We start from the raw sequence: 13,382 nt of genomic DNA, 5'->3' as shown, positions 1-13,382 counted from the left end.
CGCCGCTACGCTAATGTGCTGCGGTTGTTTTCACATCGACAGCCGTGGCGCACTATCCGGCCAGTGTTCACGGCAACATTCAATCCACGCCTCGGCGCTGCGCGACAGATAACTGCCTTCCCGCCAAATCAACCCCAAACTCCACTGCAGCTCCGATTCCAGTGGCAGCCACAGCAGCGACTGCTTATCCAGCCGCTGACAAATGGGCTCCGGCAGAATCGCCAGCCCCATGCCCGCCTGCACCATCGCGGCGAGAAAATCCCACTGCGCGCTGCGCAGCGCAATAGTTGGCGTCAGGTTCTGGCGTTGAAACGCTTTACGAATCTGGCGATTCAAGGCGAACTCTTCATTGAGGATCAGCAGCGGATGTTCGGCTAACTCTGCCAAACCGACTTTACGGTGATCGCGCCATTGTTCACTGCGCGGCAGCAGCACGCACAGCGGATGGTGCATTAACTCCAGCGTATTGAGCGGCAGTTCGGATTCGATCGGCAGCGCGGTGAGGGCGATATCCAGCGCGCCACTCAGTACCGCTTGCTGCGCCGTCAGTCCGCCGAACTCGGATATTTTCAGCTGTACGCCAGGATAACGGCGGCGAAAGGCGGAGATTGAACCGGCCATCTGCATGCCGACCATCGGTGGAATACCCAGCCGCAGCTCGCCGGTTTTCAGCTGGTTGATATCGCCCAACTGCGCTTCAAGCTGGTGGAACTCTTGCAGAATCACCAGTCCGCGCTGGTAAACCGCCTGACCGCTATCCGTTAGATGCAGTTTGCGGCCCTCGCGCAGCAGTAAGGTGCAGCCGAGCTCCTCTTCCAGCTGGCGCAGCATTTTGCTGATGGTCGGCTGTGTCACGAACAGCTTCTCAGCGGCGCGGGTGAAGCTTTGCTGGCGTACCACTTCAGTGAAGTAGCGCAGGGCGCGCACATCCATAAACATTCCTTTTTGGCATAGTTTGAATAATTTTAATTCATTTCTTTCACAATTTGCGGCGGATTTATACTGGTCACCTCAATTCTTCATCCAGGTAACAAGCAATGATGGCATTAAGTCCGCGCAGAACGGATCTCCTGCAACGTACGTTTGTTCCGCTGCAGCTGGTGCTGTATGTCGGTTTGTTTATTTTCAGCGACAGGCTGGTGAGCTGGCTGCATCTGCCGCTGCCCGCCAACGTAGTGGGCATGGTGCTGCTGCTGGTGTTGATCATGACGCGCATCGTGCCGCTGCGCTGGGTGAAAGCTGGCGCCAACTGGCTGCTGGCAGAAATGCTACTGTTCTTTATTCCAGCGGTGGTAGCGGTAGTGAACTACAGCGATTTGCTGCGCAGCGAAGGCTGGCGCATCTGCGTGGTGATCGGCGTCAGTACCTTGCTGGTGCTGGCTTCGACGTCACTGGTGGTTGATCGTTTATATCGCTTCGAATTGGCGCGCGCCGCACGCAAGCAGGCGCATCATGAATGATCTGCTGATTAGTCTGCTGTGTCTGGCGTTCACGCTGCTGGTCTACTACCTCAACAAAATTCTTTATCGCCGCTGGCGCACGCTGCTGTTGATGCCGCTGGTATTGACGCCGCTGGTGCTGGTGGCGCTGTTGCTGCTCACTCACGTCAGCTGGAAAAATTACATCGCTGAAAGCCACTGGCTGATTTGGCTGCTTGGCCCGGCGACGCTGGCATTTGCCGTGCCGGTGTATGAGAACCTTAAGATCATCAAGCGTCACTGGCTGTCGCTGAGCGTGGGCGTGCTGACGGCCACGCTGGTGGCGGTATGCAGTTCGGTGTGGCTGGCGCGCTGGCTGACGTTACCGGAAACCATTCAGCGCAGCCTGGCGGTACGCTCAATCACCACGCCGTTTGCGCTGGCAGCCGCGCAGCCGATTGGCGGCCAGCCGGATCTGGTGGCGCTGTTTGTGGTGATCACCGGTGTGTTTGGTATGGCGGTGGGCGACGTGCTGTTTCTGCGTCTCGCCATCAAGCAGGGCGTGGCTAAAGGCGCCGGTTTTGGTGCTGCATCACATGGCGCAGGCACCGCGCGCGCGTATCAACTCGGCCAGCAGGAAGGCGTGGTGTCGAGCCTGGTGATGATGCTGTCTGGCGTCGTCACCGTCATTCTCGCGCCGCTGTTAAGCCACTTACTGTGGGTATCGTAATCCGCTGGTTTTGAGTCATTGCTCATACAGCAGCCCGATCGCTTTGCTTATTGTTTGCCCGCTTAAACGATAAGGAAGCGAAAAATGAAAAGTCAGTATTTTGCAATGGGGCTCCTGTTGGCCTCCGCTGGGGTAACTGCTCAGGAAATCGGCGTGAAGGGGGGCAGTGATTTCTTTGCGGCCGCCATCAACAGCCAAAAAACCGCGCCAGGCCTGCAATATGGCGTGGAATACGTGAATGCCAAACATCAGTCAGAATTGCTGGACGCCAATCTGGGTTACGGCGTGGCTGTAGGCGCTATGCGCATTGTGCCGCGCGTCGGTTTGTTCTGGGCTGAATTGAACCACGATAAAACGTCCAGCTACGGCGTTAACGCGGGTATACGCGCGATGGCTCCACTGCCACAAGCTCGCCATACCTGGCTCTATCTCGATTTCAGCATGGCGCCTAACTTCAGCACCTATAAGCTGGATCATCTGCATCAGTTTGAGGCCGGAGTTTACTACCAACCGGCCCACTGGTTAACGCTGAGTTCCGGTTACCGCTATCTCGGCAGTGGCTTGCACGAATATAAAACCCATCGTGCGATTGATGGTCTTTTTATCGGCGCAGCCTGGCGCTTCTAATCTGAAAAGTGGCCTTTAAGGGCCACTTTTTTCCCCGCCGTAATCCATTTTTACGTAAAGCTTTCCAAATAATGTTGTCTCTCGTCGCCAGGCTGGTACCCTTGCCGCCGAATTAATTGTCCTTCATGGAGTGGAATCACATGTTAAAGCAACTTGTTACTGGAAGCGTTTTGGGTCTGGCACTGCTGAGCAGCGGCGCACAGGCAATTGAGGGCAGTGTTGACGTGGGTGAGCATAGCACCAACCTGAACCTTGGCCTCGGCACCACTTCACCGGGCCTGTTCCTGAAAGGCAACTGGCTGCGCAGCGATCACGATGGCAGCACCTACGGTGCGGGCCTCGGCTATAACATCGACGTGGGTGATTTCCGCATTGCGCCTACTGCGAAAGCGCTGTTCACCCATCCGGAAGATGGTCGTGATGGCTTCACCGTGGCAGTCGGTGGCGCAGCGCAATACAGCTTCAACAGCATGTGGGGCCTGTACGGCGAATATTACTATGCGCCAGAAGCGTTCTCCGATCGTCTGGATAGCTACCAGGAAGCCTCAGGTGGCCTGAGCTTCACGCCGATTTCGCTGCTGAACCTGCGTGTGGGTTATCAGTACATTGAGCTGAACAACAAAGGTAGCCGTAAAGATAACGTACTGGTCGATGGCCCGTATGTTGGCGCATCACTGCGTTTCTAATTGTTTAAATTAGAATGAAAAATGGCGGCCCAATGGGTCGCCATTTTTGTTTGGGTGCGGTCAGTCCCTCATCCCGGCCTTCTCCCGCAAGCGGGAGAAGGAGAAAACGCGCCGATCGGTTCCCTCTCCCATTTATGGGAGAGGGTTAGGGTGAGGGAAAGCCAGCACGGACTTAATGCGATTTCCCCTGCGAAATCCCAATCCCCGTCTGTGAGCGAATAAACTGCCCACGGAAGCGGGCACGTTCCTGGGCACCGCGTGCAGAATGGTCGGTAATTGAGAACAGCCAGATACCGATAAATGCCGCCAGCATTGAGAACAGCGCCGGATACTCATACGGATAGATCGGTTTCTCATGCCCGAGCACCTGCACCCAAATCGTCGGGCCAAGGATCATCAGCAGTACCGCAGTAACGAGTCCCAGCCAACCGCCCACCATCGCGCCGCGCGTGGTCAGTTTTGACCAGTACATCGACAGCAAAATAATCGGGAAGTTACAGCTGGCGGCAATCGAGAACGCCAGGCCGACCATAAAGGCAATGTTCTGTTTTTCAAACAGAATCCCTAACGCAATCGCTACTACCCCTAACACCAGCACGGTGATCTTCGAGATGCGCAGTTCATCGCGTTCCGTCGCTTTACCTTCACGGATCACGCTGGCATAGAGATCGTGTGAAACTGCCGAAGCTCCCGCCAGCGTCAGACCTGCCACCACCGCCAGAATGGTGGCGAAGGCCACGGCCGAGATAAAGCCGAGGAACAGGCTGCCGCCGACCGCGTTCGCCAGATGCACCGCTGCCATGTTGGTGCCGCCGAGCAGCGCGCCGCTGGCGTCTTTAAAGGCTGGATTCGATCCCACCAGCAAAATCGCGCCGAAGCCAATAATAAAGGTCAGGAAGTAGAAGTAGCCCATAAAGCCGGTGGCCCAGAACACGCTTTTACGTGCTTCACGCGCATCGGCCACGGTGAAGAAACGCATCAGAATATGCGGCAAACCGGCGGTACCGAACATCAAGCCGAGACCCAATGACAACGCCGAGATGGGATCTTTCACCAGCCCGCCCGGCTGCATAATCGCCGCGCCTTTCGGGTGCACCGCCATCGCTTCGGTGAACAGCGTATTGAAGCTGAAGCCGGTGGCTTTCATCACCATAATCGCCATAAAGCTGGCACCAAACAGCAGCAGCACCGCTTTGATGATCTGCACCCAGGTGGTCGCCAGCATGCCGCCGAACAGCACGTACAGCACCATCAGAATCCCGACCATCACTACCGCGATATGGTAATCAAGGCCGAACAGCAGCTGGATCAGCTTACCGGCACCCACCATCTGCGCAATCAGATACAGCGCCACCACCACCAGCGAGCCGCAGGCTGACAGCGTACGAATCGGTTTCTGCGCGAGGCGATAGGAGGCGACATCGGCGAAGGTGTAGCGCCCAAGGTTACGCAGACGTTCGGCGATCAAAAACAGGATCATCGGCCAGCCGACGAGGAAGCCGAGCGAGTAGATCAGCCCGTCGTAACCCGAGGTGTAAACCAGCGCAGAAATACCGAGGAAAGAGGCAGCGGACATAAAGTCACCGGCGATGGCGAGGCCATTCTGGAAACCGGTGATATTGCCGCCTGCAGTGTAGTAATCGCTGCGCGAGCGGGTGCGTTTCGAGGCCCAATAGGTAATGCCGAGCGTCGCCGCGACAAACACCACGAACATGATGATGGCTTCATAATTGGTGGCTTGCCGTTGCACCGCGCCGGTAATGGCATCGGCGGCAAACACGCTGGCGGGCACGATGGCTAAAAATACCGAAAGCAGGCGCTTCATGATTTCACCTCGCTCAGGATCTGTTTGGTCAGACGATCAAACTCGCCGTTGGCGCGCCACACGTAGACGCCGGTCAGCACGAATGACATCACGATCAAACCGACACCAATCGGAATGCCGCGCGTAACGTTAGTGCCCGCGTGCAGCTGCGTACCGAGCCAGGCGGGCGCAAAAGCGATCAGCAGAATAAAGCCGATATAGAGCACCAGCATGATCACGCTGAGCAGCAGCGCGAACGCCTGGCGCTTGTGCACCAGTTCATGAAAGCGCGGATTATTCTCGACTTGTTGCCAGACTGCTTCCTGTTCAGGGGTTTCGTTCATCACATTTTCTCCAGAGGCAAGGCGGCCAGCATACTCACGATTAAATGATTTAACTGGCTGAATATTCTAGTTTTATAAGTTGTGCGAACTCAGAAATACGTGGCATATAAGGGCGGCCAAATGGTCGCCCCTACAACAGAAGCCGGTTACGGCATGGTGATGGACTGTTTCTCCTCCAGCAATTTCTCTACCACGCCCGGATCGGCCAGCGTAGAGGTATCGCCGAGATTGCTGGTATCGCCCGTAGCGATTTTGCGCAGAATGCGACGCATAATCTTGCCGGAGCGGGTTTTTGGCAGCGAGTCAGTCCAGTGCAGTACATCCGGCGTGGCAATTGGGCCAATCTCTTTACGCACCCAGTTACGCACTTCGGTATACAGCTCTGGCGACGGCTCTTCGCCGTGGTTAAGCGTGATATACGCATAGATTGCCTGGCCTTTGATGCTGTGCGGAATGCCCACCACCGCCGCTTCGGCAATCTTCGGATGCGACACCAGCGCCGATTCAATCTCGGCGGTGCCGAGACGGTGGCCGGAGACGTTCAGCACGTCATCGACGCGGCCGGTGATCCAGTAATAACCCTCTTCATCACGGCGCGCGCCGTCACCGCTGAAGTAGCGATTTTTGAAGGTGGAGAAGTAGGTCTGTTCGAAACGATCGTGATCGCCATACAGCGTACGCGCCTGGCCTGGCCAGGAATCGACAATCACCAGGTTTCCTTCGGTGGCACCCTCGAGCGGATTGCCTTCGTTATCCACCAGCGCCGGCTGCACACCGAAGAACGGTTTAGTGGCGGAACCGGCTTTCAGTTCGGTCGCGCCCGGCAGCGGCGTGATCATGAAGCCGCCGGTTTCGGTTTGCCACCAGGTATCGACGATCGGGCAACGGCTGTCGCCAATCTTCTTGTAATACCACTCCCAGGCTTCCGGGTTGATCGGTTCACCCACCGAACCCATGATGCGCAGGCTACTGCGATCGGTGCCTTCAATCGCTTTATCGCCTTCGGCCATCAGCGCGCGAATCGCGGTTGGCGCGGTATACAGCAGCGTGACCTTGTGTTTATCCACCACTTCCGCCATGCGGCTTGGTTTTGGCCAGTTCGGCACGCCTTCAAACATCAGCGTGGTCGCGCCGCACGCCAGCGGGCCGTAAATCAGATAGCTGTGGCCGGTGATCCAGCCGACATCGGCGGTACACCAGTAAACATCATCAGGATGATAATCAAACACATACTTAAAGGTGCTGGCGGCATACACCAGATAACCGCCGGTGGTGTGCAGCACGCCTTTCGGCTTGCCGGTGGAACCGGAGGTATAAAGGATAAACAGCGGATGTTCGGCATCAACGGCGACCGGTTCATGCTGATCGCTGGCCTTCGCCACTAAATCGTGCCACCACAGATCGCGGCCTTCACGCCAGCCGGTATCTTTACCGGTGCGCTTAAACACCACCACATTTTTCACCGTGGTGACGTTTGGATTGTTCAGGGCATCATCAACGTTTTTCTTCAGCGGGATACTGCGTCCGGCGCGTACGCCTTCATCGGCGGTAATAATCAGTTTGGCGTTGGAATCGACCACGCGCCCGGCGACGGCTTCCGGTGAGAAGCCACCGAAAATCACCGAGTGCACCGCGCCAATGCGCGCACAGGCCAGCATCGCAACGGCGGCTTCAGGCACCATCGGCATGTAGATCGCCACCACGTCGCCTTTCTTTACGCCCAGGCTGCCGAGCACATTGGCAAAGCGGCAGACGTCCGCATGCAGTTCGCGGAAGGTAATGGTTTTGCTTTCGCTGGCGTCGTCGCCTTCCCAGATGATGGCGGGATGGTCGCCACGCGTGGCGAGATGGCGATCGAGGCAGTTCGCGGCGAGGTTCAGTGCGCCATCTTCATACCAGCGAATCGAAATATTGCCGGGGGCAAAGGAGGTATTTTTCACTTTGCTGTAAGGCTTAATCCAGTCGAGGATTTTGCCTTGCTCACCCCAAAAGGTGTCGGGATCGTCAACCGATTGTTGATACAGCGCCGCATACTGATCGGCATTAATGAGAGCATTCGCTGCAATGGCAGCGGGTACGGGATGCTTGTGTATTTGGCTCATGGCTGACCTCCTTGAAGATGTTAATCATATGTCAATCAATGGTTAATTGAAGACCACGACAGGGCTTTGTTTCTGTTTTGTAGTCTGGATCACGACCTTTTATCACTGCCAAATCCCCGGCGAACGGCGGGCAAAAACGCCGCGCCAGCAGCGTGATCTTCTGCTTTAAGCCTAAGAGATCTCTGCCTCTGCTGTGCAAATAATCAGCAAACGAGCCGGGCCGCTTTTTGCGCAATAATGCATAGCTATGCTGAAACTTATCGAATTAACACTTTTCATAACAGCGAGTTATGGCCGTTAACCTTCGTCAGCATTTTATGCTACTAACCTGAATAAGATTTGCGCTATCACGCCGGGGGTTGCATTTACCGTAGTGAAAATGGTACTTATCTCGGCCCTGTTCAGCAGGTATCAACTCAGACTGCATCACCCCGCAGGCGCAAAATGCCTGCACAGCTGTAACCGACGTAGTCATAAATAACCCTCTATTTTATCGGGCTTTTGCTCACTTCCCTGTGTGACATTTCTCCTGCACCTTCGCAGCAGAGCAAAGGGGTTTTTAACTGAGGAAATAACGCGTTATGAAAGGTTTTAAGTTCACCCTTGCATGGCAGATTTTAGTCGCGCTGATTCTGGGCGTGATTGTGGGAACCGTGCTGCATAATCAGCCCGACGATCGTGAATGGTTAATCACTAACATTCTGACGCCCGCGGGTGACATCTTTATTCATCTGATCAAGATGATTGTGGTACCGATTGTTATCTCCTCACTGATTGTCGGCATTGCTGGCGTGGGTGATGCGAAAAAGCTCGGACGTATTGGTGTTAAAACCATTATCTATTTTGAAGTGATCACCACCCTTGCCATTGTGGTCGGCATTACGCTGGCCAACGTATTCCAACCCGGCAGCGGCATAGATATGTCAACGCTGGCAACGGTGGACATCTCTAAATACGAAGCCACCACCGAAGCGGTTCAGGGTGCACCGCACGGTCTGGTCACCACCATTTTGTCGCTGATCCCACAGAACATCTTCGCCTCGCTGGTGAAGGGCGACATGCTGCCGATTATCTTCTTCTCGGTGCTGTTTGGTATGGGCCTGTCGGCGCTGCCATCGGAACATCGCGATCCGCTGGTCACGGTATTCCGTTCGATTTCCGAAACCATGTTTAAAGTGACGCACATGATCATGCGTTATGCGCCAGTCGGCGTGTTTGCGCTGATTGCGGTCACCATTGCGAACTTCGGTTTTGCGTCGCTCTATCCACTCGCCAAGCTGGTGCTGCTGGTGTACGTGGCGATTCTGTTCTTTGCTTTCGTGGTGCTCGGCACGGTGGCGCGCTTCTGTAAGCTGCGCATTACCACGCTGATGCGCATTCTGAAAGACGAGCTGATTCTTGCCTATTCCACCTCCAGCTCAGAAACCGTGCTGCCGCGCATTATGCAGAAGATGGAAGCCTACGGTGCGCCGAAAGCCATCACCAGTTTCGTGGTGCCGACCGGTTACTCGTTCAACCTTGACGGTTCAACGCTGTATCAGAGTATCGCGGCGATCTTTATCGCCCAGCTGTATGGCATTGATCTGTCGCTGACTGACGAGATCATTCTGGTGCTGACGCTGATGGTGACCTCGAAAGGCATCGCTGGCGTGCCGGGCGTCTCCTTCGTGGTGCTGCTGGCAACGCTGGGCAGCGTGGGCATTCCGCTGGAAGGCCTGGCATTTATCGCTGGTGTCGATCGCATCATGGACATGGCGCGTACCGCGCTGAACGTGATCGGTAACGCGCTGGCGGTGCTGGTGATTGCGCGCTGGGAAGACCAGTTCGACACCAAACAAGCCGCCGCCTACGAGCAACAGCTGCGCACGCAAAGCGCCAGCTAACGCACCTGCGCCGTAGGGGGCGACATTCATGGCGACCGCTACGCACAGAAACCCGCTTCGGCGGGTTTTTTTATGCCTGCTACAGACAAGTCTTATAACCCTTTGCCTCAAACCATTGCTTAAATCTATACCCACTATAACCACCAAAACTTTTCTTCGGTGGTTATAGTGGGTATATTTATTAGGCTGGAGACATCAGGAGGTTGTATTGAGCAGCAGGGAGCTGATCAGGATGTTGCTTGAGCGAGGTTGGGTATTAGATCGTGTTAAGGGAAGCCATCATGTATTCGTAAGAAGGGACAAGCCCTACCATATTTCGCTTCCTCATCCTGAGAAAGACCTGGCAACTGGAACAGTACGTAAGCTAATTAAGTTAATGGACTAATTTCACGGGGGCCTGGCCCCCGATTTGTAAAAGTGGCAATGTCAGCGGGTATTGTGATGCTTTCATATCTTCTAAAAGTCTTTTTAAAATCATTTTCAAGTGAGGGCTCAACATGAGATTCCCCGTTTATCTTCATAAGACAGAAAGCAACACCTATTCTGGCTTTGTACCGGACGTTGTTGGATGTTTTTTTGCTGGCGAGACAGTGGATGATGCATTAACCGATGCTTCTGCTGCGATTGATTCGCATGTTGAGTCGTCGACTGATGCGGGTTACGAAGTGCCTGTGGCAACGAACATTGAAACGCATATTGAGGATGAAAATTGTCAGGGTGGTTATTGGGCCTTTGTCGATATCGATCTCAGTCGCTATGAAGGCAAAGCAGTAAAGCTCAACATCACCTTGCCGCAGAATCTGTTAACTAAAATTGATAGCTATGTCGATCACCATCGTGAATATGGTTCCAGAAGCGGTTTTTTGGCCGCGTTAGCGCGCAAAGAATTGGCAAACGCCTGAACCACGAAAACGACCCGCTTCGGCGGGTTTTTTTATGTCCGCTGCGGCAAAAAGCAAAAAAATCCCGCGCAGCAGAGGAATTAACAATTCTGTGTGATATATAGTTTTACGAATAAATTATTCTCACACAGGAGTGTCTCATGCAGATCGATCTGAGTCAGATGATCACTGAAGGTCGTAATCCCGCCAGCCACAACATTGATGAGCTGACCACCGAAGCGATGCTGCGGGTGATCAATGATGAAGACAAAAAAGTGGCGCTGGCGGTGGAAGCCATTGTGCCGCAGATTGCGCAGGTGGTGGATGCCATCACCCACGCCTTCAGCAAAGGCGGTCGCCTGATCTATTGCGGCGCAGGCACATCGGGTCGTCTGGGGATTCTGGATGCCAGCGAATGTCCGCCGACCTTCGGCACGCCGCGCAGCCAGGTGGTTGGGCTAATTGCTGGCGGCCACACCGCGATTCTGCAGGCGGTGGAAAACGCCGAAGACAACGTGGAGCAGGGCGCGCAGGATCTGCGTGATATCACTTTCAACGCTAACGATGTGCTAGTCGGGATTGCCGCCAGCGGCCGCACGCCCTATGTGCTGGGCGCGCTGGCGTATGCGCGTCAGCAAGGCGCATTTACCGCAGCGTTAACCTGTAATCCCAACAGCCCAATGTCGCAGGCCGCAGATGTGGCGCTGACGCCGGTGGTGGGCCCGGAAGTGGTCACCGGTTCTTCGCGCATGAAAGCCGGCACGGCGCAGAAGCTGGTGCTGAATATGCTCACCACCGGCGCGATGATTCGCAGCGGCAAGGTGTACGGCAATCTGATGGTCGATGTGGAAGCCACCAACCAGAAGCTGGTGCAGCGCCAGGTGAACATCGTCAAACAAGCCACCGACTGTGACGATGCTACCGCGCAGCAGGCGTTGGCGGCGAGTAATGGGCACTGTAAAACCGCGATTGTCATGGTGCTGGCGGGATTAACGGCCGATGAAGCAAAATCGCTGCTGAGTCAGAATCAGGGCTTCATTCGCAACGCTTTGCGTGACGCAGGAGCGCAATAATGGCGGCCATTACCGAAGATCTGGTGCGCGACATTTTGCTGGCGGTGGGCGGCGCCAATAATGTGGTGCAGTGCGGCAACTGCATGACGCGCCTGCGTCTGACACTAAACGATGCCGCGCGAGTGGATAGCGCCACACTCAAAACGCTGCCGGGCGTGCTGGGCGTGATCGACAGCGATGCGCAGCTGCAGATCGTGCTCGGTCCCGGTAAAGCGCAAACTGCAGCAGAGAAAATGCAGGCACTGCTTAATCAACAGGCGCCGGGCGATCTGCAGGCCATCGCCAGCGCGCAAAGGCAGCAGATGAAGGCAAAGCAGACCAGCGCATTGCACCGTTTTCTCTCCTGCTTCGCCACCATCTTTACGCCGCTGATCCCCGGTTTTATCGGTGCAGGCTTGCTTCTGGGTTTCGCCACGCTGATTGAGCAGATCTTCCACCTTAATCAGCCTGGCGATCATGCACGCTGGCTGCTGGATACCGTGGCGTACATGAAGGTGTTTGGCAAAGGGTTGTTCACCTTCCTGAGTATTTTGATTGGCTATAACGCGCAGAAAGCCTTTGGCGGTACCGGCGTCAACGGGGCCATTATCGCCTCGCTGTTTGTGCTCGGTTATGTCCCTGACGCGAAGGTCGGTTATTACAGCGGGATGCAGGATTTCTTCGGCATGGTGATCGATCCGCGCGGCAATATTATTGGCGTGCTGCTGGCGGCAATATTTGGTGCCTGGATTGAGAAACAGCTGCGAAAAATCATTCCCGATAATCTCGATATGATCCTGACATCGTTGCTGACGTTATTAATTACCGGCGCGGTGACTTTCCTGGTGATTATGCCAATCGGCGGCGAATTATTTAAAGGCATGTCGTGGTTGTTCATTCATCTAAATAACAATCCGTTTGGTTGCGCTATTCTGGCCGGACTGTTTTTGATCGCGGTGATGTTTGGCATTCATCAAGGCTTTATTCCGGTCTATTTCGCGCTAATGGAAACCCAGGGCTTTAACTCGCTCTTCCCAATTCTGGCGATGGCTGGCGCCGGGCAGGTCGGCGCGTCACTGGCGTTATGGTGCAAAGCGGATAAAGACTCACTGCTGCGTAAACAGATCAAAGGCGCCATTGTGCCGGGCTTGCTCGGTGTCGGCGAACCGCTGATTTATGGCGTCACGCTGCCGCGTCTGAAACCCTTTATCACCGCCTGTTTTGGCGGTGCGCTGGGCGGCTTCTTTATCGGGCTGGTGGCATGGCTGGGATTGCCAGTGGGAATGAACACCGTGTTTGGCCCTTCAGGTTTAGTCACATTGCCGCTAATGACCTCATCGCAGGGCATTTTTGCCGGCATGGCGGTGTATCTCGCCGGGCTGATCGTGGCGTGGATTGGCGGGTTCGCCTTTACCTGGTGGGGCGGCACCCGCAATGTGGATTTAAGTTAAGTGAAGTACGGATATCGACCAGGTCGGCATAAAGCGTGACCTGGTCTAACCGTGATCACGATCACGCTTTTAAACTCTCTCAAGTCGCTTAATCCGTCACAGCCACATTCACTGCTTAAGTACCGTTTGTAAGTAAAGCGTTAGCAAAAAATAAATTTTTTATTAAGGAGATAGAAAGCCAGACCTAATATTTAAAATGGCCTCAAATTATTTAGAATATCCAACCTGCATCGCAATTAATTCCCCGAGATGACAATAGGTTACTCATAATTGTCTTTTGCACTCACCAGCGAAAAAGTCTATACCTAAAGCCAATTAATCTATAACAACAATTCCATCCCTTTTTTCACTGCACCGTATTTCTTCACACAGTTGTTCTCAAATTAGATTGCTACACGGGATTG

Annotated in this window: 13 protein-coding genes; 9 read left to right on the top strand and 4 right to left on the bottom strand. The window is 54.7% G+C overall.

Annotated features, from left to right (window positions below; genetic code table 11):
• Positions 1 to 30 precede the first annotated feature (30 nt).
• Positions 31 to 933 carry a LysR family transcriptional regulator gene (locus K5Y33_RS16460; protein WP_217550052.1) on the bottom strand — a complete coding sequence of 301 codons (903 nt, stop codon included), beginning with the start codon at positions 931 to 933 and terminating at the stop codon, positions 31 to 33.
• Positions 934 to 1,037: 104 nt separating this feature from the next.
• Here K5Y33_RS16460 and K5Y33_RS16455 point away from each other — a divergent pair, with 104 nt between their 5' ends.
• The 4 genes from K5Y33_RS16455 to K5Y33_RS16440 all read left to right on the top strand — a co-directional run bounded on the left by K5Y33_RS16455 (position 1,038) and on the right by K5Y33_RS16440 (position 3,461).
• Complete coding sequence (locus tag K5Y33_RS16455) at positions 1,038 to 1,460, top strand: CidA/LrgA family protein (RefSeq protein ID WP_008109984.1); 423 nt, start codon at positions 1,038 to 1,040, stop codon at positions 1,458 to 1,460.
• Positions 1,453 to 2,148, top strand: coding sequence for an LrgB family protein (locus K5Y33_RS16450; RefSeq protein WP_222234560.1), 696 nt, complete (start codon positions 1,453 to 1,455; stop codon positions 2,146 to 2,148). Before K5Y33_RS16455 ends, K5Y33_RS16450 begins: the two co-directional genes overlap by 8 nt.
• A 153-nt stretch (positions 2,149 to 2,301) precedes the next feature.
• Positions 2,302 to 2,775: a YfaZ family outer membrane protein gene (locus K5Y33_RS16445; RefSeq protein ID WP_312462913.1), complete on the top strand. Its 474-nt coding sequence runs from the start codon at positions 2,302 to 2,304 to the stop codon at positions 2,773 to 2,775.
• A 140-nt stretch (positions 2,776 to 2,915) separates the two neighbouring features.
• Positions 2,916 to 3,461: a YfaZ family outer membrane protein gene (locus tag K5Y33_RS16440; RefSeq protein WP_008109987.1), complete on the top strand. Its 546-nt coding sequence runs from the start codon at positions 2,916 to 2,918 to the stop codon at positions 3,459 to 3,461.
• 172 nt (positions 3,462 to 3,633) lie between these two features.
• Here the strand turns inward: K5Y33_RS16440 and actP are convergent, their stop codons facing one another.
• The 3 genes from actP to acs form a co-directional block, all read right to left on the bottom strand.
• Positions 3,634 to 5,286 carry a cation/acetate symporter ActP gene (actP, locus tag K5Y33_RS16435; protein ID WP_110868165.1) on the bottom strand — a complete coding sequence of 551 codons (1,653 nt, stop codon included), beginning with the start codon at positions 5,284 to 5,286 and terminating at the stop codon, positions 3,634 to 3,636.
• Positions 5,283 to 5,609 carry a DUF485 domain-containing protein gene (locus tag K5Y33_RS16430; RefSeq protein ID WP_222234558.1) on the bottom strand — a complete coding sequence of 109 codons (327 nt, stop codon included), beginning with the start codon at positions 5,607 to 5,609 and terminating at the stop codon, positions 5,283 to 5,285. The genes actP and K5Y33_RS16430 overlap by 4 nt, the downstream gene beginning before the upstream one ends.
• Before the next feature lie 146 nt (positions 5,610 to 5,755).
• The gene (gene acs, locus K5Y33_RS16425; protein WP_110868166.1) at positions 5,756 to 7,711 is read right to left on the bottom strand and encodes an acetate--CoA ligase; all 1,956 of its coding nucleotides are present in this window, start codon (positions 7,709 to 7,711) and stop codon (positions 5,756 to 5,758) included.
• A 581-nt stretch (positions 7,712 to 8,292) separates the two neighbouring features.
• Between acs and gltP the strand changes: the two genes are divergently transcribed.
• The 5 genes from gltP (at position 8,293) to murP (ending at position 12,978) form a co-directional block, all read left to right on the top strand.
• A complete protein-coding gene (gene gltP / locus K5Y33_RS16420) occupies positions 8,293 to 9,594 on the top strand; it encodes a glutamate/aspartate:proton symporter GltP (RefSeq protein WP_007888562.1) in 1,302 nt (433 codons plus the stop codon).
• Positions 9,595 to 9,802: 208 nt separating this feature from the next.
• Positions 9,803 to 9,979: a type II toxin-antitoxin system HicA family toxin gene (locus tag K5Y33_RS16415; RefSeq protein ID WP_222234556.1), complete on the top strand. Its 177-nt coding sequence runs from the start codon at positions 9,803 to 9,805 to the stop codon at positions 9,977 to 9,979.
• Between the two features lie 112 nt (positions 9,980 to 10,091).
• Positions 10,092 to 10,496, top strand: coding sequence for a type II toxin-antitoxin system HicB family antitoxin (locus tag K5Y33_RS16410; RefSeq protein WP_101763040.1), 405 nt, complete (start codon positions 10,092 to 10,094; stop codon positions 10,494 to 10,496).
• A gap of 140 nt (positions 10,497 to 10,636) precedes the next feature.
• Positions 10,637 to 11,548, top strand: coding sequence for an N-acetylmuramic acid 6-phosphate etherase (murQ, locus tag K5Y33_RS16405; RefSeq protein WP_222234555.1), 912 nt, complete (start codon positions 10,637 to 10,639; stop codon positions 11,546 to 11,548).
• Positions 11,548 to 12,978 carry a PTS N-acetylmuramic acid transporter subunit IIBC gene (gene murP, locus K5Y33_RS16400; RefSeq protein WP_222234554.1) on the top strand — a complete coding sequence of 477 codons (1,431 nt, stop codon included), beginning with the start codon at positions 11,548 to 11,550 and terminating at the stop codon, positions 12,976 to 12,978. Before murQ ends, murP begins: the two co-directional genes overlap by 1 nt.
• Positions 12,979 to 13,382: the final 404 nt, after the last annotated feature.

Origin of the sequence: Pantoea sp. DY-17 (assembly GCF_019795975.1) — a bacterium.
In the GTDB taxonomy this organism is placed as follows: Bacteria; Pseudomonadota; Gammaproteobacteria; order Enterobacterales; family Enterobacteriaceae; genus Pantoea; species Pantoea leporis.
This window is presented reverse-complemented; position numbering and strand designations above follow the sequence as displayed.